Genomic DNA, 22,594 nt, shown 5'->3' on the forward strand with positions numbered 1-22,594 from the left:
CAAAACAATGAGCAATATGACCGAACTTTTACACCTTGAGTATCCGCATCTGGCCCATCTGCGAAGCTTCGACGGGGCGCATCAAACCACGCCGTGGCTGGCGGATGCCGAAGCGAAGAAAACCCGTAAGCTTTGCGACACGCTGGAGCAGGCGATTGCCCAAAGCGGGCTGAAGGACGGCATGACCATCTCCTTCCACCATGCTTTCCGGGAAGGCGATCGGGTGATTAATCACGTGGTTGCCACGCTGGCTCGCCTTGGATTTAAAGATCTGACGCTGGCCTCAAGTTCGCTGATGACCTGCAACGAAGCGCTGATTGAGCCCATTCGTAACGGTGTGATCACCCGCATTTACACCTCCGGGATGCGCGGCAAGCTGGCGGAAGCGATCTCTCATGGCCTGATGGCCGAGCCGGTACAAATCCACTCCCACGGCGGGCGCGTGAAGCTGCTGCAGGACGGCGAGCTAAAAATCGACGTGGCGTTTCTCGGCGTGCCGTGCAGCGACGAATACGGCAATGCCAACGGCACCCACGGTAAATCCTGCTGCGGCTCGCTGGGCTACGCCAAAGTAGACGCCCATTTTGCCCGCAAAGTCGTGCTGTTAACCGAAGAGCTGGTGCCGTTCCCCAATATGCCCGCGAGCCTGATGCAGGATGAGGTGGACTACATCGTTCAGGTCGACACCGTGGGCGATCCGGCCAAAATCAGCGTCGGGGCAGCACGTGTCACCAGCAACCCCCGCGAGCTGATGATTGCCCGCACCGCAGCGGAAGTAATTGAACATTCGGGCTACTTCCGCCCCGGCTTCTCCATGCAGACCGGCTCCGGCGCGGCGGCCATTGCCTGCACGCGTTTTATGGAAGAAAAAATGGAGCGTAATGGCGTCGTCGCTCGCTTTGCCCTCGGGGGGATCACCGGCAGCCTGGTGGATCTCCATGAGAAAGGGCTGATCGAAAAACTGCTCGATACCCAGTGTTTTGACGGCCAGGCCGCCGCCTCTCTGGCGCGTAACCCTAACCACATTGAGATCTCCACCAACGTTTATGCCAACCCCGGAGCGAAGGCCACGAGCTGCGATCAGCTTGATGTGGTGATCCTCAGCGCGCTGGAGATCGATATCGACTTTAACGTCAATGTGATCACCGGATCTGACGGCGTTATGCGCGGCGCATCCGGCGGACACTGCGACGTGGCGAGCGCGGCAAACCTGACTATCGTGGTTGCTCCGCTGCTGCGCACGCGCATTCCTAGCGTTGTTAAACGGGTGACCACGCGCGTTACGCCAGGTGAAAGCATTGATGTGCTGGTGACGGATCACGGCGTGGCGGTTAATCCGACCCGGCCGGAGATCCGTGAACGGCTTGAGGGTGCGGGGATGAAGATCGTGAGCATAGAAGATCTTTACCAGCGCGCTATTTCCCTGACCGGCGAGCCGAAGCCGATCGAATTTACGCCGCACATCGTCGGCGTGATCCGCTACCGCGACGGCAGCGTGATCGACGTGGTGCGTCAGGTCAAAGAGGAGTCAGCCCAATGAGTGAAACGCTTGTGGAAGCGGAAGGCGTTACCCTTACAGCCCTGCTTGAGGCGAAAGAGCGGCGGGCGCACCGGCAGCAAGAGTGGCTGGTTAAGTACCGGCAGCCGGTGCTTTCCCTGACGCTGGTGACGCCCGGCCAGGTAAAGGACAGCATTCGCTACCGCAACTGCATGGCGGTAGCGCTGCAGGCCTGCGACCAGCTGCTGTGGGGCAACCGCTGGCCGGTGCTCGAGCGGCAGGTACTGTGGCTGCCGACCGGGGCCGAAGCGATGTGGAGCGTGGCGCATTCGGCCAGCGAACTTAAGGCGGCAACTGTCGGGCTGGAGCAAACCCATCCGCTCGGCAGGCTGTGGGATGCGGATGTGATTTGCCCCGACAATGGCCCGGTCGGGCGGACTTCGCTGGATTTGGCGGGCCGGCTCTGCCTGGTGTGCAACGAGCCCGCGCATGCCTGTGCACGCTCCCGCCGCCACCCCATGGATGAAGTGACCGCGCGCGTCGAGAGGCTGATAGATGGCTGGTTTGCCAGGGATTAAATCAAATACTGCCGCCGCCCCGGATGTGCCAGCCCTGGCGCGGCAGGCGCTGCTGGACGAGGTGTGGCTAACGCCAAAGCCGGGGCTGGTGGATGCCGCCAACAACGGCTCGCACCGGGACATGGATCTGCCGATGTTTCTCGGCAGCATTGCGGCCATTGGCCCCTGGTTCAGCACGTTCCACGCTTTAGGACGTGAACATGCCGGGCGAGGTGCCAGTGAGATGCTGCGGCTCATCCGTCCGGCGGGCATCGCCTGCGAACAGGCGATGTATAAGGCCACTCAGGGCGTGAATACGCACAAAGGTGGCGTGTTTTCGCTGGGGCTGCTTTCTACCGCCGCTGGCCGTCTGCAGGGGCAGGACAAAGCGCTAACTGCATCGGCGGTGTGTTCCACCGTGAGCGAGATCTGCAGCGGGATTGTGGAAAGAGAACTGGTCGCGGCCCGGAAGGCTTCTTCCGTTGGCGAAAGGCTTTATCAGCAGTTTGGCCTGACCGGCGCACGCGGCGAGGCGGAAAGCGGATTCCTTACTGTGCGCCAGCACGTGCTGCCTTACTGGCAGGCGGAAAGCTGCCCGAAGCGCCGTCTGCTTGCGGCGATGTTGCGTCTGATGGCTGCTAACCCAGACACCAATCTTGTGTCGCGCGGCGGGCTAAACGGACTGCGCTATGTGCAGCGTTACGCTGCGCGCCTGATTCAGCAAGGCTGGCACGAGGACGATCTTCGGCAAATGGATGCCGATCTTATTGCCCGCAACCTCAGTCCCGGCGGGAGCGCGGATCTGCTGGCCGTCAGCGCTGTTTTAGCGGAAATTGCGGTGTGAAGGCAACGCAGCACGAATTTCATGCTAATGAGACCCGTTTTTGTCTAGTCTGAGGTTTTCACTCTTGATAATAAAAGGAGTAACTCATGGCTCAGACCGCAGAGAAAAACCGTCGCTTTGTGCTGGCGAAGCGCCCGCAGGGGATGCCGACCCGCGAAGATATCCATCTGGAAGAAGTGGCTGTTCCGACGCCGGGAAAAGGTGAAGTGCTGCTACGCACGCTTTTCCTCTCCCTCGACCCGTATATGCGCGGGCGCATGAGCGACGCCAAATCCTACTCGGCGCCGATTGCCATCGGTGAAGTTATTGTGGGGGGAACCGTCAGCCGCGTGGAAAGCTCTCAGCATCCTGATTACCAGCCGGGCGATCTGGTTCTGGCCGACTCTGGCTGGCAGGATTATTCACTTTCCAACGGGGAAGGCCTGCAGAAGCTGGAGAAAAACATGTCTCATCCTTCCTGGGCGCTGGGACTGCTTGGCATGCCGGGCTTTACCGGCTATATGGGGCTGACGGACATCGGTAACCCGCAGCCGGGTGAAACCGTGGTGGTTGCGGCAGCCAGCGGCGCGGTGGGTTCGGTTGTAGGGCAAACGGCTCGCCTTCGCGGGGCGAGAGTTATCGGCATTGCCGGCGGGGAAGATAAGTGCCGCTATGTGAAAGACACGCTGAAGTTTGATGAGTGCCTCGATCACCGTGCCAGTGATTTCGCTGAACAGCTCGCCAAAGCCTGCCCGAACGGCATCGACGTCTACTTTGAAAACGTCGGCGGGGCGGTGTTTGACGCCGTCTTCCCGCTGCTGAATACCAAAGCGCGTATCCCGGTTTGTGGCATGATCAGCCAGTACAACGGCAACAACAGCGCCTTTGAGCACGATCGTCTGCCGGAGCTAATGGCTACTATCCTGAAAAAACGTATGCGCGTGGAAGGGTTTATCATCAGCCAGGATTACGGCCATCGTTACCCGGAATTCTACAAGCAGATGAGCGAGTGGATCGCCGCCGGAGAGATTGAGTTCCGCGAGGATATCGTGGACGGGCTGGAAAACACCGTGGAGGCGTTCCAGGGGCTGCTGGCCGGGAAGAACTTCGGCAAGCTGATTGTGAAGGTGGCGGAATAAGATTGACCCTCACCCCGGCTCTCTCCCTGGAAGGGAGAGAGGGGGATCAAACGTTTTTTGTATGAATTCCCTCTCCCCCGTGGGAGAGGGTTAGGGTGTGGGGAAGCCACGCTCCCTTAAATGAGAATTTTTTTTATTTCCCTGCTGTACTTGCTAAATGGCGGCGGACGTGAGAGATTAGCACCCGGTTTGGAACACAGACCTTATGAAAGCAGTTTTAGTAAAGCAGTCCTCAGTTCAAGCGCTATCTTAGATATCCCTTCTTCTCGAGTCTCCTCCTAAGTGCCCGAATAAGTCCAACTCTGCTGAACAGACCATGTTCGCCGCGTTTAGTGGCTCAAGAAACTGAAAAGGTAATATCTATGTCTAACAAAATGACTGGTTTAGTAAAATGGTTCAACGCTGAGAAAGGTTTCGGCTTCATCTCTCCTACCGATGGCAGCAAAGATGTATTCGTACACTTCTCTGCAATCCAGAGCGACAGCTTCAAAACCCTCGACGAAGGCCAGAAAGTTGAGTTCTCTATCGAGAACGGCGCTAAAGGCCCAGCTGCTGCTAACGTTGTTGCGCTGTAATCCAGCCTGACGTTTCAGAAGTGAAGAAACCCGCTACGGCGGGTTTTTTTGTGCCCGCAGTTTGTAGATGTCTGATATCTTTTGCTCTCTCCTGCCTAATGTTGTGTGTTAAATTGTGATTTTGGTTAACCAATTATCCCTTCATGATTGACACGCTTGCCGAATTGGCCGAACTTAGACGCTATATCACGCACCTAAAGAGGTGCTTAATCATCAGTGTTTACTGGTCAACCAATTTGAGTTGTGGGGTGGATATTATGAAGCAAACCTGGCGCTGGTATGGTCCAAACGATCCGGTTAGTCTGGCCGACGCCCGGCAGGCGGGGGCGACAGGGATCGTCACCGCGCTGCACCATATTCCGAACGGTGAAGTGTGGCCGGTCGAAGAGATACTGAAACGCAAAGCCGTGGTGGAGGCCGCCGGGCTGGTCTGGTCGGTGGTGGAAAGCGTGCCTATCCACGAAGAGATCAAAACCCATCGCGGGCAGTACGATTTGTGGATCGACAATTACTGCCAAAGTCTGCGTAACCTGGCGGAATGCGGCATCTACACCGTGTGCTACAACTTTATGCCGGTACTGGACTGGACGCGCACCGATCTCGAATACCTGCTGCCGGACGGCTCCAGGGCGCTGCGCTTTGACCAAATCGAATTCGCTGCGTTTGAGCTGCATATTCTGAAGCGCAAAGGGGCTGAAGCTGACTACAGCGCGGAAGAAATTGAACAGGCAAACCGACGCTTCGCGGAAATGCGAGAGGATGAAAAAGCGCGGCTGACCCGCAACATCATCGCTGGCCTGCCCGGCGCGGAAGAGGGCTACACGCTCGATCGGTTCCGCGCCCAGTTGGATACTTACAAAGATATCGACAAAGCGAAGCTGCGCGAAAACTTTGCCTACTTCCTTGAGGCAATTATCCCGGTTGCGGAGCAGGTTGGCATCAAAATGGCGGTTCACCCGGACGATCCTCCGCGTCCCATCCTTGGCCTGCCGCGCATTGTTTCAACTGTGGAGGATATGCAGTGGATGGTGGAGGCGGTGAACAGTCCGGCGAATGGCTTCACGATGTGTACCGGCTCTTACGGCGTGCGGGCCGATAACGACCTGGTCGGCATGATTAAACGCTTTGGGCCTCGTATCTACTTCACGCACCTGCGCTCAACGCTGCGGGAAGAAAACCCTAAAACCTTCCACGAGGCCGCACACCTTTATGGTGACGTGGATATGTATGAAGTGGTGAAAGCCATTGTGGAAGAGGAGCAGCGCCGGAAAGAAGCAGGGCAAAGTGAACTGATTCCGATGCGCCCGGATCACGGCCATCAAATGCTGGATGACCTGAATAAAAAGGTGAATCCAGGCTATTCGGCGATTGGCCGCCTGAAAGGGTTGGCCGAAGTGCGTGGCGTTGAGATGGCTATCCAGCGCGCGTTCTTTGGTAAATAGCCTCGTCGGGCCAGGGAATGGGTCAACCAGTTATGCTATAGTCCGGCTCATTCCCTACCTGCCGTGAGTAAAGATGAAACCGCAAATCCAGGACAAACCTGCCGCGCAGCCGCAGCGGCCTTATCAGGAAGTGGGTGTGATGCTGCGCGACATGATTGCGCGGCAGCAATATGCCCTGGGGGATCGTCTTCCGCCCGAGCGTGAAATCGCGGCGCTGCTGTCGGTGAGCCGGACCGTGGTGCGTGAAGCGCTGATCATGCTGGAGATTGAAGGGCTGGTGGAAGTCCGCCGTGGGGCGGGTATTTTTGTGGTTGCCATGCCGGATAAACTTGTTAACCCTCCCGTTAGCACGAGCCAGTGCAACGATGCCGGGCCGTTTGAGCTATTGCAGGCGCGCCAGCTGCTGGAAAGCAATATCGCGGAGTTTGCCGCCCAGCAGGCCACACGGGAAGATATTCTCAAAATGCGTCAGGCCTTGCAGGTAGAAGAGCAGGAACTGGCTGCCGGGGATAACGAAAGCGGCGACAGGCAGTTCCATCTTGCCGTGGCCGAGGCCACCCACAACAGCATGCTGGTGGAGTTGTTTAAGCAGTCCTGGCAGTGGCGTGAAAACAACCCGATGTGGATCCAGCTGCACAGCCATCTGGAGAACAACCACTATCGGCAAGAGTGGCTCGCCGACCATAAACAAATCCTTGCGGCGCTGATCAAGAAAGACGCCAAAGCGGCCAAACACGCGATGTGGCAGCACCTGGAAAACGTCAAAAACCGGCTGCTGGAACTGTCCGACGTCGATGATATTAACTTCGACGGATATTTGTTCGAGTCCTGGCCGCTGAACGAGCCTGGGCGTTAACCCGGGCTTATTTCACGCGAACTGCCGCTGCAGCAGCTCGCCGCTTTGCTGTAAATCCTGCTGCGGGTTGCGGCCTATCAGCACATATTCATACCCCTTACTGCGCCACCAGACCAGGTTAAGGCCGCGGCGGACTTCGTGCTTCAGCGTAGGGCTGTCGGCTGCCTTGCTGCGGGAAATACACAGCGCCATCGGCCCGTAGCTGGCGTGCAGGTAGGCCATCTGCGCGATGGAGGTGCTGTCGTAGCGCAGCATCCTCACGCTTTTTAGCTCGGCTTCCGGCAGCTCAACTTCACCTTGCTGCAGCCTGAGGCCGATATCCTGCTGCATACGGTTCAGGCCGTTTTGCAGCGCCTGAGGCGTGACGTTGATGTCCGCCAGCGTTTCGGCGCTGTAAAGCGACATGTACTGCGCAATCAGGTCGCGAATTTCTGGCTCGCCGCTAAGTTTTTGCTCGTCGGGGCGAATAAAGCGCCCGGCCAGCACGCCGACGGCGAGGAAGCTGAGGGAGGCGGCGATCAGGCTGCGGCGGCTAACGCCTTGTGTTTGCGGCTTCATGTTCATCGGCTGATGCAGCAGCACGTTGAGTTTGGCCTGCATTCTATCGACTGGCGCTTCTTCCAAAAGTGGGGCAAAAGCCTGTTCCAGCGGCAGATGGCTTTGCATGAGCGGCTCAACGCGCGCGGCCAGATCGGCGTCGTTATTCAACTGCTGCTCAAAGACGTGGCGTTCATCCTCGCGCATTTCGCCGTCCAGCCAGGCCACGATAGCCTCATCGCTCCACGGAGCGGAGAAGGATTGACGCGTCATTGGAGCTCCTTCTTCATCGTCGGCATCAGGTGCCTGGCCAGCGTCAGACGCGCGGCGGCCAGGCGGCTCATCACGGTGCCAATGGGAATGGCCAGCGTGTCGGCTGCTTCCTGATAGGTAAAGCCCTCGACATACACTAAAAACACGGTATTGCGCTGGGCTTCAGGCAGCTCGCTAACCTGCTGCAGCAGCGCGTGATACTGGTGCTTGTCTTCGGTATTTTCGCTGTCTGCCAGCTGGCTCAGTTCGTCGATGTCGACAAAGCCCTGGCCCTGGCGAACGCGCAGGGCGCGAATTTCGTTGATCCAGATAGAGTACAAAATCGCAAACAGCCAGCGGTCTATCCGCGTCCCGGACTGAAACTGACTGCAGCGCTCTAAAGCGCGCACGCAGGTGGACTGAACCAAATCTTCAGCCACATCACGATTGCGGGACAGCACCATGCCGTAACGCCAGAGGCGGGCAAGGTGCTGGGCCAGCTGTAAACGAACTTCGTTGACGGTGATTTTTATGCCCTCAGCCTTAGGACTCCGGGTGCCCGTCAATGGCGGCTTTTAAATCGCGATACTCCTCGCAGCCGGTTCCGCAGAGCGTTTTAATGGTCGCTAACTGGGCTTTCGCCAGGTCAGGGCGGCCCTTAATCATCCACGCTTCGCCAAGATATTCGCGCACTTTGGCATAGTGCGGATCCAGGGCGATGGAGCGCTGATAATAGCCGATTCCTTCGTCGGTGCGCCCCAATTTTCTTGTGGCGTAGCCCCGGTAGTTCCAGGCTTCACGCGTGTTGGGCTGCTGCAGGGTATCCAGCAGGTTTAACGCCTCCTGATACCGGCCTGATTTTGCCAGATGGTAAGCATATTGCGTCTTGTCGCTGTCGCTTAACATGCTGCTCTTTTCCACGGTACAGGTTTTGGTTTTGCTGTCGTACACCTGGCCTTTCGGGCAGTCCGGCGTTTTGGCATCATCGTCGCCCATGGCGCTGGCGGTGGCGGAGTAGAAAAGTCCGCTGGTCACGAGGCACAGCAAAGGCAGCAGTTTACGAGTTGAAGGCATGTTCATGGTGTCGTCCTGTAGGTTAACGAGAGTGGCCTTTGCAGGCGGGGAGCATGCGGCGCAGCGTGCCGTCACGCAGAACATAGTGGTGGATCAGGGCGGCGACAGCATGCGCGCCCGCCAGCAGGATCAGCGCCCAGGCCACGTTGTTGTGCAGCATCGCCAGGGTATGGCGCAGCGTCGGATCGATGTTAAACACGTCCGGAACTTCAAACAGGTTGAAGAACCAGAAGGGTTCGCCCTGCGCCCAGCGGAACAGGAAGCCAAGCGTGACCTGAGTCAGCAACAGGATGTAAAGCACGCCGTGCGTGGCATGGGCGGCAAGGCGGAATGCGCCCGGCATCGGCACTTTCTCCAGCTTTCGCGACGGCGAAAAAGCGGCGCTGATGCGCCAGATTAGCCGGACGACCATCACCGCCCCAAGCAAAATGCCGAACGAAATGTGTAGCGATTGCAGGCCTTTGCGAAGCGGAGTGCCGCGCTCAAGCACTTCCCAGACGTGCGCGCTGGCAAACAGAAATATCACGCAGAAGGCGGTTAGCCAGTGGAGGGCCATGCTAAAGGCGTCGTAGCGCTTGTGAGGTGGCGTAGCTTCGGGGGGCAGGTAACTCATGATTGTCTCTTCCTCAGGTTCTTGTAAGGAGTAAACAATCGGGGTGGGGAAATTATTCGGCGAAAACGAAAAAAAAGTCAGGCGCTCCGCAGAGGCCTGACTTGATCGGGGCTGGAGGGCAGCTTAAAGGGCTTTTTCCCACACGGACTGCGGCAGTAAATAAACCGCTTTTTCAGCGTGCTGGCCGTCGGTCACGATGTGTTTGATGCCGCTTGCCATCACGGCCAGCGTCACGTCGAAGGCGTTCAGGCTGTCGCCGAAGCCGGCGGTCAGGTTCAGCATTGAGCCGTTCGCCATCAGGTAAAGCGTTTTGCCGTTGAGCTGGTACGCGTTGATAAACGGCATCACTTCTTCGGTCGGATATTGCTGCAGGTAGCCGCAGTCGATCTCTTCCGCAACGTGGCCCACGTTCAGCACAAACACGCCGTCTTTGGCTTTATCCAGTACCGCTGCGCTGACGACTTTTTTCGCCCCGGTGGCGGTGGCGACAACGTCAGTGGTAGCAATCACGTCATGAATATCAACCACGTGCCAGCCGTCATAGGCGGCCTGCAAGCGGCGGGCCGGATCTAACTCGGCAACCATCACCTGGCCACCGTAGGCTTTGGCGGCGGCAGCAACGCCCTGGCCCACCAGGCCATAGCCAATCACCAGCACTTTCTTTTCGTGCAGGGTGAGGTGAGTGGTCTGGAAGAAGGTCTGCCAGGCGGTGAGGCCAACCATGTGGCGGTTATGCAGGCCTTCTTTTACCGGCAGATCGTCCCAGTTAAAGATCGGGTAGCCAGGGCGGAGATCCGCGAGGCGGTTGACCCCGGAGCCGGTTGCTTCCAGGCAGGCAACCACGTCGCCAAACTCGCCACGCTGATGCAGCAGCGTGGTGATGTCCGCGCCCATTTCGCACAGATGCGTTGGGCGCCAGGCGATGGCTTTTTCCCACGAGTCGCGCCAGTCGGCGTCGTTCATATTGCGCCATGCGCTGGCTTCCGCCCCGGCGGCGACCAGGTAAGCGACAACGTCATCCTGTACGGTGGTTGGGTTGCAGGTGGTGAGGAAGACTTTGGCATTTTTCTTCAGCAGGCCTTCAACCAGCGGGATCATTTTCAGGTCGAGATGCATATTGCAGGCGATGCGAACGTGGCTTAAGTCGGGCAGCGCCTGAACCTGTTTGAGGGTGCGAACCATGTGGCGAGTAGACCACGCAATCTCTTTGTTAAACATCTCGTTCTGGGTGCTCACGTCTTTTCCTTATTAATTGTTTTTACTGGTTTTTATAGAATATATCATCACGTTAACGGACGTCAGAATAGCAAAACGATGGCCGGTTGTTAATCGCTGAACCCGGCGCGGCAGGCGTGACGTCTGCTTACCAATGTTTTGTTTTTTTCCTCGGTTTCTTCTCTATAGTAAAAGTTTCATATCCCTGATAAAAACGAGAAAAACATGATCAAAAAAGCGCTTGTTGTGTTGCTGAGCAGTGCCTTCTTGACCCCGATGATAGCGAATGCCGACAGCACCATAGTCTTCCTGCGCCACGGTGAGAAACCGGCTAACAATAGCGGGCAGCTCACCTGCAAAGGGCTGAATCGCGCGCTGCAATTGCCGTCGGTTCTGCTGAGCCAGTACGGCAAACCGGATGCCATCTACGCCGCCGCGCCGAAAGAGAACAAAACCGGCAGCTCGCTGCGCCCGTTAACCACCATCACGCCGACCGCGATCCGCCTTTCTCAGGCCATCGACCTGCATTACCACGCGGAGCAGACGGATGAGCTGGCGGATGATTTACTGAAAACTCAGAGCAGCGGCCGCCTGACTTTTGTCTCGTGGGAGCACAAAAACCTGGTGATCGCGGCGCAAAAGCTGGTGAAGGCAACCGGCGGCGACCCAACCGTGGTGCCAAAATGGCCGGGCAGCGATTTTGATTCGCTGTACATCATCAAACTGGACGATCAAAAGCGATTTAAATCTTTCACCCACGGGGCTGAAGGGCTGAATAACGTGCCGGACAGCTGCGCAGGCGCGAGCTGACAGAAAAGAAAAACCCGTCTGGAAGACGGGTTTTTTTATGCACTTAGCCAAAGAGGATTACCACCACACTTCAGCCTGAACGCCAGCCATAAACTCGTTCTTGCTGTTTTCGTTAAAGCGGAAGTTTGACAGCTCGTTGTCCAGAATATTCAGGTATGTGCCGTAGAAACGAATTTCAGGACGCGAGCCGAGCAGGCTTGGGCCAACCTTCAGAGCGTGATAGAGCGTGGTTTTGTAGCCCGACTCTTTCAGGTTAACCCCTTGCTCGGTTTTGTTTTTCTGGGTAAACCAGCTCAGCTCCAGGCCGGTCTGGTTCCAGGTATCCCAAATCCACGCCGGGCGAATCACGGCCCGAATGCTGCTGAAGTCGCTGTGGGCGCCGCTCTCATAGCTATAAACATCGCTACCCTGGGAGTAAACCAGCGCGTTAGCCATGATGATCCTGTCCGCGAGGTACATTTCCCCCTGCGAAATCAGACGCCAGGCCACGCCGTCCGTCTGGTCGCCGTAGTAATATCGGCCCGGTGCCATGGAGTTGCTGGCTCCCGAAAAGTTCGCGAAGCTGCTGGCATAAGAGTTATTGGCCACCTGCAGGGTAAACTCGTTGAAGGTGTCGCGCGGCAGATCCTGGCGCACAATGGCCGTCGCCATCCAGGTGTCCTTCAGTTTAAAGAAGGAGCCGTTATTTTCGTTGTCCTTCTGGTCGTCAGTTTTATTGGCAAAGGCGTATTTGCCCATCAGCGACAGCGAACCTTTTTCCCACAGCGGAATGTTGCGGTAGCGCAGGTCAACCGAGTTGGTGTTCATCTGCGTGGTGTGGCTGAAGTCGCGGGAATAAACGTCGACGTCGTTGCGGCTGAGGGAGGCGTCAAGCTGGCCGACGCCCAGGTTCCAGTTTTGGATCCCGACGGCCGCCGCCACCTGGGTGGTTAAGGATTTCCAGTCGAGCATCTGGATTTCGTACTCAGGCAGCTTGTGCTTCCCGACCCAGAAGTCTGCTTCCGGCGCAAACGGCAGGAAGCCTCTGGTGGTCAGGAAAATATCGCTGAACTGCATGATGTTTTCGTTGCCATTGTTGTCGCCAAACCAGGCGTCGTTATACTGCTCCCCGACGTTACCGTCGTAGGTCACGATGGCGTTGGCGGTTTTGCCGTCCTGGTTGTAGACGCGCTGGTTCAGCGTTAAGTCGAACCAGCCGCTCATTTCGTTGCCGAAACGACCCAGCGACCCGGCGGCGTAGGTTTGAGCCGACCCGCGATTGGCCGCTGCCCAGCCGGAACGGAAATAACCTTCGTAGCTAAAGCCAATATCATCTTTAATGTATTTACTGATGTCTTTCAGGGTAACGTTTTCTACGGTAGTCTTGCCACCTTCGTTATTGACCACGGCCACTTTTTGCGTGCCTTTCACCGGCGTTGGTGCCGGCTTAGTATCGAGATGATTATTTTCATTCTCGATGTTGTCGGCTACCGGAGAATAAACCGTCTGATTGACCGGGGCCGGGCCAGACTGCACGTTGTTACCGGCTGGCTGCAGTTGGGCGACCTTATCTTTATATATAGCCAATTCTTTCTGCGTTTTATTTAATTCTGATTTGTTTTCTGATAATTGTCTTTCAAGTAATTCCAGACGCTGCTCTACCGTTAATTTTGCTGCCATTACGTGGGTTGAGGATAACGCCAGAAGGATGGATGAAGACAATAAGCTAACCTTCAATAAATTTGAATTCATAGAATGTCCCAGAAGTATAATTATTATTTGCCTCCAGTTTTAATAACCGGAGGCGGGTGAAAATTAAATTGCTATCATCGGTTTATTTATTACTGCGCCGCCTGTGCTGCATTTACCTTATTGGCGGCCATAACGAACGGTAAATAAATTAGCGTGGAGATGGCCAGGCATAGCAGCCCGACAATCAATGCCATCCAGTTCCCCCCGGTGCCGAAGAAGGCGATGAGCGGCCCCGGCGTTGTCCACGGTACGGCATAGGCAATTGGTGGAATAATCTCCAGAGTGACGAAGGTGTAGCCCACCAAAGAGTTGACGAACGGCACCATGATAAACGGAATGATCAGGATCGGGTTCAGCACGATGGGCAGGCCGAAAATCACCGGTTCGTTGATGTTAAACAGGCCCGGCACGAAGGCCATTTTCGCCAGATCGCGGTAGTCGGCACGGCGGGAGGCAATAAAAATAGCCAGCAGCAGGCCGAGCGTCATTCCCGATCCACCGTAGTTGGCGAAGGCGTCGTTGATGCTCCCCCAGGTGATAGGGTATGGCGCCCCCCACGTAGTGCCGTTGGATGCGGCAAAAGAGAGGTTTTCGAGGTTAGCTTCGGAGAAAATAGTCTCGCGAATCGCCGCCGTGGTGTTCGGCCCGTGAATGCCCAGCACCCACAGGAAGTTGGTGACCACGCCAAGCACCAGCACCGCGACGATATTGGTACCCATGTTTTTCAGCGGGGCCTGAATCAGGGTATAAATCAGTTCGTTCAGGCCATTCGGGGAGATTTTCGTCAGGCAGTAGTTCAGCACCGAGAAGAAGATCATCACGAAGAAGATAGGAATTAAAACTTTAAATGAGCGTGCAACCGCCGGCGGTACGGCGTCTGGCATGGTGATGGTGATCTTCGGGTTACGCGCCAGGCGGCAGAAGATTTCCCCGGTAATCAGCGCGACAATCACCGCCACAAAAAGCCCCTGCGGCCCCAGATATTGCGTGGTCAGATACGACTGCCCGCCCATCATTTGATAAGGGGTATAGACCACGAAGAACGCGCCGATAGCGGTCAGGCCGCACAGCAAGTCGTCCTGCTGATAGCTGATAGCGATATTACGTGCGACCAGGAAGGCAATCATGATCGACATGATATTCACCGACCCATTCATCACCGGGGAGAATATGTTTTGAGCTTCGGCTAAGTTAGGGAATAACACGCCGAGATGCAGCAGTGAAGCAATGAAACCATCCGGTGAAAGGATGGCAAAGTTAATCAGCACGATCAGCGAGCTGGCCATAACGATGGGGAACGACAAAATAAATGCATCGCGGATGGCCGAGACGTGTATCTGAGAGTTTAATTTAATCGCAATAGGAACAAGGAGCTTTTCCATACCGCGCTCAAAGGCATTCATAATACTCATGATGCGCCCTTTATCATTAGAGAGATATTGACTGATGATATAAGTTTATTGGCGAAGCCTCTGCTTAATAGCAGGTCGCGTAACGATAAACCTAATCAATTACCCATTGGGTTGTTATTTTGGCTGGAAAGCTTAGCGTTCACCGAGTAAATTCAGTGCGGAATCAAGAACTGATTTGCCATCCATTTGCCCGTAATACTTCATGTCGATTACTGCTACCGGAATTTTCCCCTGGGCGATTTCTTCTATTTCACTTTTTTGGAAGCGAACCTGAGGTCCCAGCAGAACAACATCTGCTTCATTTCTTTTAATTCTTTCTTTCGCCTCGGCAATCGCCAGTGCATTAATATTGACCGAAATATTTCCCGCGCTGGCGTGATCCTGCATTCTTTTCACCAGCATGCTGGTAGACATCCCGGCCGCACAAACCAATAATATATTCTTCATTTTTCCCCTTAACGCTTCGTAGATAATCAACCAGCGGCTAACTTAATGAATATCAATGCGTTCATCTGCCATTTCGATCACAGTTAGTCATGCCCGAGTGGTGCAGAAAGCAAAGTGAAAATGGACCTGTGTTGCGCTTTTATTATGACTCGAACGGTAATTGACTGTTTTTAAATAAGTTCAGGAGGTTCAAAAGTGGTATACAAAGATGTTGTTAACTTACTAAAAAACAGGATCAGCAGCCCAACTTATCATATCGGCGACATCCTCCCTTCGGAGAAAGAGCTGGCTGAGTTCTACAATGTGTCACGTAATACCTTGCGTAAAGCATTGAAAGTACTGGAAGATGAGGCGTTGATTGAGCGTAGGCACGGCTCCGGCACCTATGTGCGAAATAAACATTTTCAGGCTTCGGTTACGCATCTGGACAGCTTCACCGAGATTGCCCGAAGTGAAGGGAAAAAACCGTCCAGCCAGGTGCTGAGATTTGAGCTGCAGCAGGCATCGGAAGAGATTGCCAGCCGCCTGCAGCTGGCCATCGGCGAACCGGTCTATTACGCCAAACGACTGCGCCACATCGACAACGTGCCGATGCAGCTGGAAGAGACCTGGCTGTCGGTGAACCGCTTCCCCGACCTGACGGTCAACCACATGAAGCGTTCGAAATTTTCCTACATCGAAGATGAATGCGGCGTCAAAATTCACGGCTGCTACGAGGCGTTTCAGCCCATTCTGCCGTCAACCGAGATTGCCAAAATGCTGCACATCAGTACCCGCGACCCGATTATCCGCATGGAAACCCAGTCCGTTGACGCCAGCCACAGCCCGATTGATTACTCGATCCTCTACACCAACGTGTTCGAGTTCCAGGTGAAGTATTTTTTGCCTCGTAAGGCGGGCTAGCCGCTGTGGCTGACCTTGTATTCGCCACGTCGGTCACAGTTCTGCTTTAAAAAGAGGTTCAATAATGTTCATGAAAATGAACCTGTCGATTCTGAAAGATGAATATCAGCGGTAACTCACTGTATATCATATCTTTTGACAGGTTCAAAAGTTGTTCAATGTGTTATCCCCCTTCTATTGCCTGATGCGCCTCCCATTGATTAAGATTTTCTTCGTTTTCAGAACTGATAATTAAAAATTGAACTCGTCAATTTTTGTATTCCTTTTACCAGGCATGAATATGACCGGTGCGAAATAGTTTCCTCGTTTCAGTGGAAATAAACGATGAGCCGGAAATATGCAGGAGGAATTAGCGTATGAATATCGCCGCATTTGATATCGGTGGTACGGCTTTAAAAATGGGGATCGTCAACTCGCAGGGCGAGATACTGGCAAAAGGCAAAGAGACGATCGACGACAGCGATGGCGAGCAAATTTTACAGGCCATTTTAGCGTGGATTGCCGAGCATCCCGGCTGTGAAGGCGTGGCGATCAGCGCCCCTGGCTATGTCAATCCGCACACTGGCTTTATCGAAATGGGCGGGGCCATCCGCCGCTTCGACAACTTTGCCATCAAAGAATGGCTGGAAGAAAGCACGCAGCTGCCTGTTGCCATCGAAAATGACGCCAACTGCGTCCTGCTGGCCGAACGCTGGCAGGGGAAAGCGGCGGGGATGAGCAACTTCCTCGTACTGACCATCGGCACCGGTATCGGCGGGGCGATTTTCTGCAATAACCAACTGGTACACGGCGCGCGCTTCCGGGCGGGAGAATTCGGTTACATGCTGACCGAACGCCCTGGCCCACGCGATGTTCGCCGCTACACCATGAACGATACCTGCACCCTGAGAACCCTGCGCAAAGACTACGCGGAGTATGTCGGCAAGCCGCTTGAGGCCGTCAGCGGGGAAGAGATTTTCGACCGCTTTGATGCCGGCGACGTGGCGTGCCAGCGTATGGTGAACGCGTTCTTCAACGATCTCGGCACCGGCCTTTATAACCTCGTCAATCTGTTCGACCCGGAAAAAATCCTGCTCGGCGGCGGCATTGTGGAACGCCCAGGCTTCCTTGCGCTGCTGCGCGAACATCTGGCCTGGTTCACCCTCGACGGCTATATCGACACCGTCAGTCACGGCAACGATGCCGGACTCATTGGCGCGGTCTACCATTTTAATCAGCACTATCGGTCGCAGCATGCGATCTCTAATTAAGGGAGAGAATATGTCTGGATTCAAAGAAGGTTTTCTGTGGGGCGGCGCGGTTGCGGCGCACCAGCTGGAAGGTGGCTGGAAAGCGGGCGGCAAAGGCGTTAGCGTTGCGGATGTGATGACGGCCGGTGCCCACGGCGTCCCGCGTGAAATTACCGATGGCGTGCTGCAGGGAAAAAACTACCCTAACCATGAAGCGATCGACTTCTACCACCGCTACAAAGAAGACATCCAGCTGTTTGCCGAGATGGGCTTCAAATGCTTCCGTACCTCTATTGCCTGGACGCGTATTTTCCCGCTGGGCGACGAGCTGGAGCCGAACGAAGCCGGCCTGCAGTTCTATGACGACCTGTTTGACGAATGCCTGAAGCACGGCATTGAGCCGGTGATTACGCTGTCGCACTTCGAAATGCCTTATCATCTGGTCACCGAATACGGCGGCTGGCGTAACCGTAAGCTGATTGATTTCTTCCTGCGCTTCTCGAAAGTGGTCTTCACTCGCTATCAGCACAAAGTGAAGTACTGGATGACCTTCAACGAGATCAACAACCAGGCCAACTACCACGAAGACTTCGCGCCGTTCACCAACTCGGGCCTGAAGTATCAGCCGGGTGAAGATCGCGAGCCGGTGATGTACCAGGCGTCTCACTATGAGCTGGTTGCCAGCGCTCTGGCGGTGCGTGCAGCCCGTGAAATCAACCCTGCGCTGCAGGTTGGCTGCATGATTGCCATGTGCCCAATTTACCCGCTGACCTGTGCGCCAGGCGATATGATGATGGCGATGAATGCGATGCACCGCCGCTACTGGTTCACCGACGTCCACGTGCGCGGTAAGTACCCGCAGCACCTGCTGAACTACTTCGAGCGCCGTGGTTTTGAGCTGGATATTACCGACGAAGATCTTGCGGCGCTGGCCGAAGGCTGCGTCGATTACATTGGCTTCAGCTACTACATGTCGTTTGCCACCAAAGCCAGCGCCGACAACCCGCAGTTTGACTACGACGAATCAAAAAGCCTCGTGTCTAACCCGTACGTGCAAAAATCCGACTGGGGCTGGCAGATTGACCCGGTGGGCCTGCGTTATTCTCTGAACTGGTTCTGGGATCACTATCAGCTGCCGCTGTTTATTGTGGAAAACGGCTTCGGGGCGATTGACGTGGCGCAGGCCGACGGCTTCGTGGACGACCAGTACCGCATCGATTATCTTTCGGCGCACGTCGCAGAAATGAAAAAAGCGGTAGTGGAAGACGGCGTTGACCTGATGGGCTACACCCCGTGGGGCTGTATCGACCTGGTCTCCGCCGGGACGGGCGAAATGAAAAAACGCTACGGCTTTATCTACGTCGATAAAGACAACGAAGGCCACGGCAGCCTGAGCCGCAGCCGTAAGAAATCCTTCCAGTGGTACAAAGATGTGATTGAGAGCAACGGCGAAAAGCTCTGATAACGCCTGTGGCTGACTGACTGAACGCTGGTTTCAACACCAGCGTTTTTATTTGCATGTGTTCAACCCCTGAACTGAATTCACTCGGCCACCAGGCTGACGCTATTCCTGGATTTTTAGAATAAAGCGTTAAGTTAAATTATGGCTATCACCTTCTGTATTTAGTTTATTTTGTTCTAAAATATTCTTTTACCGTTTAATGACAATCAAAGTTAGCCTGTATTGAAATACCCGTCTGGATGTTTTTTCACTCCACATTTTCTTTATATATATTTAATTTATTAACTAAATAAACTTGTCGTGCATGATATTGACGAAATTGACCACCTCTGGTGTACTAACCTTGAATTTTGTTTTTTGTTACGGTGCTTTATTCACCGAAAAACTGCTGGCTGAAATTAACTCTGGACACGATTATGAAAAAAATAACACGGCTTATGTTGGCCACCACAGGTTTGCTTGTTTCAATGCTTGGACATGCCGAAGCCACAAAGACAGATGCCAGCGAACACCGTATTCCAGCGATAAAATTGATTAACACGGCTGATAATCACTCTGCGTTTGTAAAAGGTTCAATTCCCTCTCTGGCGAAACTTTCTTCTGAAAATCTCTATTTCAGTAATACCTTTGAAGAGTGGCAGAAAGGGGTGCATCCGGCACCGAAAAAGCAGTATGTGGTTACCCTGAAAGGCAAGCTGAAGTTTAAGGTTAGCGACGGCTCTACGTTCATCATCGAGCCAGGTACAGTACTGCTTGCAGCAGATACCGCCGGCGAAGGGCACAGCTGGGATATCGTTGATGGGAAGGAGTGGGTGCGCGTTTATATCCCGGTGGGAGACGACGATCGCTTCATCGCAGATAAATAAATCCTGCACAGATAAAGCGCTAATTTCAGTCCCGTTAACCACACAATGGAACGGGGCTGCCACTCCTAAAAATAGTAGTTTTAATTCTGTTTAGAACATTAATTCGTTCATTACTTGTCATCTCTTTGTCATTATTTTATGTGGACAGATCATTATAAATAATGGCTAAAGAAGTCTCTCAGGCTGCCGATAAAAAATCGATAATTAAAAAAACACCGTCGCAACCGTTGATGTGATTTCTACCAATTACCTCCTCTTATTGCCTGCGATATAACCATTAAAGCTCAGAGGGATTTATGAACAAACTGAAGAATATGCGCCTTAGTACTATGCTGGGGGCTGGCTTTGCGCTGGTCATCGCTATTGGATTCTTTGTCGCATTATTTGCCAGAATGCAGTTGGTTTCTGTTGGAAATAACCTTAATTATGCCGCCAATGTCCGCCTTGTGAATTTGCTGCTGATCGTAAAGATTAAGGATAATATTACGGACAATGCCCACGATATTCGTGATATGGCGTTGTTCACCACGCTGCCGCATACCGAAGCTGAGAGTCGGGACTACATTACAAAAACCAACCAGGTACTCGAAAAGCGTATCGCAGACAACAACGTCCTCTTGAAACAGCTGGATAAGGCGCTGAGGCTTAAGCATTCTCGCGAGCTGTTCGACAACCTGAACAATGTTCGCCCGGCATATTCCCAGGCGCTTCGCAAGGTGATGAGCGTCAGCGCGGCGGGGCAGTATGATGCCGCCCGCGCGTTAGTCATCAGCGAAGTGGTTGGCCCCCAGGCCAGAGTACTCGATGCGCTCAGCGAGATGATTAGCGATCATTCCGGTAGCACGGTGGGCATGGCCCGTGGCTATGTGGAGGAAGCTCATTTTGCCGGTAACTTGTTGTTGATTATTACGATTATCAGTGCCGTGATTGGCTCTTTGATTGCCTGGAGCATCGGGCGAGCGGTGAAAGGTCAGCTTGGCGGCGAGCCCGTTTATGCCGTCTCCGTGGCCAAACAAGTTTCTGAGGGTCAGCTCAATACCGCCGTTGAACTGAAGCAAGGGGACACCAGAAGTCTGCTCGCGGCTATGGATGAGATGCGTAGCCGTCTGCTCGGGGTTGTGCGTGAAGTGCGAGACAGCAGCCATTCTATCTCCGTGGGTGCCAGCGAGATTGCTGCTGGCAGCACCGATCTCAGCCAACGCACCGAAGAGCAAGCGGCCAGCCTGCAGGAAACGGCCGCTTCGATGGAACAAATGAGCCAGACTATTCAGCAGAATGCCGAGACGGTGCGCACTGCGACTCGCCTGGCCAACTCTGCCAGCGAAACGGCCACGCAAAGCGGGAATGCCGTTAATAATCTGGTGCTGACGATGCGTGAAATTAGCGAAAGCTCACAGAAAATTGGCGACATTATTAGCGTTATTGACGGCATCGCATTCCAGACGAACATTCTGGCGCTGAATGCTGCCGTGGAAGCCGCTCGTGCAGGGGAGTCCGGGCGCGGTTTTGCAGTAGTTGCCGGGGAAGTTCGCTCGCTGGCGCAGCGTTCTGCTTCAGCGGCCAGTGAGATCAAAGCCCTGATTGAGGACAGCATGCGTACGGTAACAAAAGGATCGGATATGGTGAGTTCGGCGGGAACGACGATCGATGACCTGGTGCAACAGTCCCACCGCGTGGCCGGGCTTATTTCTGAAATTGGCGTGACGACGGAAGAGCAGGGGCAGGGGATTGCGCAGATCAACGTGGCGATCACTCAACTGGATCAGGTTACGCAGCAGAACGCTGCGCTGGTGGAGGAGTCTGCCAGCGCCGCTGAGAGCCTCAGCGATCAGGCTACTCGGTTGGTGCAGCTGATGAGTATCTTCAATACCGGGCAGGTCATTGCCGCAGCTAACGCCCGCCAGGATAAACCCGCACCGGCTTCTACCACTCGCAGGCCACAGCTTGCCGCGAACGGTGGCCGTTTAGATAACTGGGAGCAGTTCTAAAATCTGCCGTAAGCTGTTTTAAAACTAAGGCCCGGGTTTACTCGGGCCTTACTGTTTTTAGGTTAAATTCACCTCGTTCTGCAAAGTTGATAAAAACAGGTGAGTGGGATATCTTTATTTTTAACATAGTGCCAATCTTATAAATGTTGAGAATATGAAAAGCGAATTATTTAAGTTTACTGAAGAAAATAATAATGGTTATACCTTTAGATGGACAAAAAGACATTATGAGTACTGTGCGGATAATAAGGTATTTTTAGGTCACAAAGGCAGGAAGGTTTATAAAGAGAGAAGTTTATTGCGTTTCGTCAAAGGCGATAAAATAAAAATTGATGATAATGTTATCGCCGAAGAGTATTCCACTATGCCGATACGTAATTTTTCCAGCGTGGGCGCGTTTTCATTTCCAAGTTGCCATTTTTCAGGCAATACTGTCATCGGCAGATTCTGCAGTATTGCCGGGAATGTGAAGGTGATGGGTGGCAATCATCCTATGGACAGATTTACCACACATATGCTGACCTACAACGGGGGATTTGATAAATATGCCAGGACTGAATTTAATCGGCAGTGGGTATTAAAACCGTTTGATACAACGCAAAAAAATCCTGTAATAGGCAACGATGTGGTTTTAAAAGGGGGAATTACCATCGGTGATGGCGCAGTTATTGCTGCAAACGCTGTGGTGACAAAGGATGTGCCTCCTTATGCCGTTTTTGCAGGTGTGCCAGCCAGGGTAATTAAATACCGTTTTAATGCTGATGTAATTAATGAGTTATTACATTTGAAATGGTGGGATTATAACTACCCGGAACTTCCTGATAATAATAAATGTGACGATATCGATTATTTTATTAAAGAGATTAGTGATGGGATTGCCAGTGGAAGATTGAAGGTAAAAGAGTATAAGAAATTCGATCTTTCTAAAGACTTTAAGACGCTTTAATTTTGCGACTGCTCATTGTCGTGAGGCTTTATTTTTCGTTTCTGCGACCCTCTGGGAACGTTTATCAATCATTGCCTTTCCCGCTCGATATTACAGGCTGGCATGTTCTTCACCATGCCGGCTTTGAGTGATAAAACAACGGAAATAGGGCTGGCGGGAAGGAAAGAACCCTTTGTACTGGTCATAAACGTGACTGACCCTGAAAAAATGAAGTTTGAT

General features: G+C 53.9%; 22 protein-coding genes. 14 read left to right on the plus strand and 8 right to left on the minus strand.

Annotated features, from left to right (window positions below):
* Positions 1-7 precede the first annotated feature (7 nt).
* The 7 genes from citF (at position 8) to uxuR (ending at position 6,890) form a co-directional block, all read left to right on the plus strand.
* Positions 8-1,540, plus strand: coding sequence for a citrate lyase subunit alpha (gene citF / locus F3J26_RS09090; protein WP_166993398.1), 1,533 nt, complete (start codon positions 8-10; stop codon positions 1,538-1,540).
* Positions 1,537-2,076 carry a citrate lyase holo-[acyl-carrier protein] synthase gene (gene citX, locus F3J26_RS09095; protein ID WP_166993400.1) on the plus strand — a complete coding sequence of 180 codons (540 nt, stop codon included), beginning with the start codon at positions 1,537-1,539 and terminating at the stop codon, positions 2,074-2,076. The genes citF and citX overlap by 4 nt, the downstream gene beginning before the upstream one ends.
* Positions 2,054-2,899: a triphosphoribosyl-dephospho-CoA synthase CitG gene (gene citG, locus F3J26_RS09100; protein WP_166993402.1), complete on the plus strand. Its 846-nt coding sequence runs from the start codon at positions 2,054-2,056 to the stop codon at positions 2,897-2,899. The genes citX and citG overlap by 23 nt, the downstream gene beginning before the upstream one ends.
* Positions 2,900-2,985: 86 nt before the next feature.
* The gene (curA, locus tag F3J26_RS09105; RefSeq protein ID WP_008460530.1) at positions 2,986-4,017 is read left to right on the plus strand and encodes an NADPH-dependent curcumin/dihydrocurcumin reductase; all 1,032 of its coding nucleotides are present in this window, start codon (positions 2,986-2,988) and stop codon (positions 4,015-4,017) included.
* Positions 4,018-4,379: 362 nt separating this feature from the next.
* The gene (cspE, locus tag F3J26_RS09110) at positions 4,380-4,592 is read left to right on the plus strand and encodes a transcription antiterminator/RNA stability regulator CspE (RefSeq protein WP_008459989.1); all 213 of its coding nucleotides are present in this window, start codon (positions 4,380-4,382) and stop codon (positions 4,590-4,592) included.
* Positions 4,593-4,849: 257 nt separating this feature from the next.
* Entirely contained in the window at positions 4,850-6,034 is a 1,185-nt protein-coding gene (uxuA, locus tag F3J26_RS09115; protein ID WP_166993404.1) for a mannonate dehydratase, read from the plus strand.
* A 73-nt stretch (positions 6,035-6,107) separates the two neighbouring features.
* Positions 6,108-6,890, plus strand: coding sequence for a Uxu operon transcriptional regulator (uxuR, locus tag F3J26_RS09120; protein WP_166993406.1), 783 nt, complete (start codon positions 6,108-6,110; stop codon positions 6,888-6,890).
* A 12-nt stretch (positions 6,891-6,902) separates the two neighbouring features.
* Here the strand turns inward: uxuR and F3J26_RS09125 are convergent, their stop codons facing one another.
* From F3J26_RS09125 to F3J26_RS09145, 5 genes are all read right to left on the minus strand, one after another.
* Positions 6,903-7,700, minus strand: coding sequence for an anti-sigma factor family protein (locus F3J26_RS09125; protein WP_166993408.1), 798 nt, complete (start codon positions 7,698-7,700; stop codon positions 6,903-6,905).
* On the minus strand, positions 7,697-8,245 hold the full coding sequence (locus tag F3J26_RS09130; protein WP_166993410.1) for an RNA polymerase sigma factor: 549 nt from the start codon (positions 8,243-8,245) through the stop codon (positions 7,697-7,699). Before F3J26_RS09130 ends, F3J26_RS09125 begins: the two co-directional genes overlap by 4 nt.
* Entirely contained in the window at positions 8,223-8,675 is a 453-nt protein-coding gene (locus F3J26_RS09135) for a tetratricopeptide repeat protein (protein ID WP_442892452.1), read from the minus strand. The genes F3J26_RS09130 and F3J26_RS09135 overlap by 23 nt, the downstream gene beginning before the upstream one ends.
* A gap of 100 nt (positions 8,676-8,775) precedes the next feature.
* Positions 8,776-9,366: a cytochrome b gene (locus tag F3J26_RS09140; RefSeq protein ID WP_166993412.1), complete on the minus strand. Its 591-nt coding sequence runs from the start codon at positions 9,364-9,366 to the stop codon at positions 8,776-8,778.
* 123 nt (positions 9,367-9,489) lie between these two features.
* Positions 9,490-10,584, minus strand: a complete 1,095-nt coding sequence (locus F3J26_RS09145) for an adenosylhomocysteinase (protein ID WP_166877660.1) — start codon at positions 10,582-10,584, stop codon at positions 9,490-9,492.
* Between the two features lie 222 nt (positions 10,585-10,806).
* Between F3J26_RS09145 and F3J26_RS09150 the strand changes: the two genes are divergently transcribed.
* Entirely contained in the window at positions 10,807-11,391 is a 585-nt protein-coding gene (locus F3J26_RS09150) for a histidine phosphatase family protein (RefSeq protein ID WP_166993414.1), read from the plus strand.
* Between the two features lie 57 nt (positions 11,392-11,448).
* On the opposite strand, the gene F3J26_RS09155 is transcribed toward F3J26_RS09150, so the two are convergent.
* From F3J26_RS09155 to F3J26_RS09165, 3 genes are all read right to left on the minus strand, one after another.
* Positions 11,449-13,122, minus strand: coding sequence for a carbohydrate porin (locus tag F3J26_RS09155; RefSeq protein WP_166993416.1), 1,674 nt, complete (start codon positions 13,120-13,122; stop codon positions 11,449-11,451).
* Between the two features lie 89 nt (positions 13,123-13,211).
* Positions 13,212-14,534: a PTS sugar transporter subunit IIC gene (locus F3J26_RS09160; RefSeq protein WP_008460011.1), complete on the minus strand. Its 1,323-nt coding sequence runs from the start codon at positions 14,532-14,534 to the stop codon at positions 13,212-13,214.
* 132 nt (positions 14,535-14,666) lie between these two features.
* Entirely contained in the window at positions 14,667-14,981 is a 315-nt protein-coding gene (locus F3J26_RS09165) for a PTS sugar transporter subunit IIB (protein WP_166877064.1), read from the minus strand.
* Positions 14,982-15,176: 195 nt separating this feature from the next.
* Here F3J26_RS09165 and F3J26_RS09170 point away from each other — a divergent pair, with 195 nt between their 5' ends.
* The 6 genes from F3J26_RS09170 to F3J26_RS09195 all read left to right on the plus strand — a co-directional run bounded on the left by F3J26_RS09170 (position 15,177) and on the right by F3J26_RS09195 (position 22,375).
* The gene (locus tag F3J26_RS09170) at positions 15,177-15,884 is read left to right on the plus strand and encodes a GntR family transcriptional regulator (protein ID WP_008460014.1); all 708 of its coding nucleotides are present in this window, start codon (positions 15,177-15,179) and stop codon (positions 15,882-15,884) included.
* Between the two features lie 356 nt (positions 15,885-16,240).
* Positions 16,241-17,134, plus strand: a complete 894-nt coding sequence (gene bglK, locus F3J26_RS09175) for a beta-glucoside kinase BglK (protein ID WP_166993418.1) — start codon at positions 16,241-16,243, stop codon at positions 17,132-17,134.
* A 10-nt stretch (positions 17,135-17,144) separates the two neighbouring features.
* Positions 17,145-18,575 carry a 6-phospho-beta-glucosidase gene (locus tag F3J26_RS09180; protein WP_166993420.1) on the plus strand — a complete coding sequence of 477 codons (1,431 nt, stop codon included), beginning with the start codon at positions 17,145-17,147 and terminating at the stop codon, positions 18,573-18,575.
* Positions 18,576-18,991: 416 nt separating this feature from the next.
* Entirely contained in the window at positions 18,992-19,441 is a 450-nt protein-coding gene (locus F3J26_RS09185; protein WP_034809738.1) for a cupin domain-containing protein, read from the plus strand.
* Between the two features lie 296 nt (positions 19,442-19,737).
* On the plus strand, positions 19,738-21,429 hold the full coding sequence (locus F3J26_RS09190; protein ID WP_166993422.1) for a methyl-accepting chemotaxis protein: 1,692 nt from the start codon (positions 19,738-19,740) through the stop codon (positions 21,427-21,429).
* A gap of 154 nt (positions 21,430-21,583) precedes the next feature.
* Positions 21,584-22,375: a CatB-related O-acetyltransferase gene (locus F3J26_RS09195; protein WP_166993424.1), complete on the plus strand. Its 792-nt coding sequence runs from the start codon at positions 21,584-21,586 to the stop codon at positions 22,373-22,375.
* Positions 22,376-22,594 lie beyond the last annotated feature (219 nt).

This window comes from Enterobacter sp. Ap-867 (genome assembly GCF_011752855.1).
Lineage (GTDB): Bacteria > Pseudomonadota > Gammaproteobacteria > Enterobacterales > Enterobacteriaceae > Cedecea.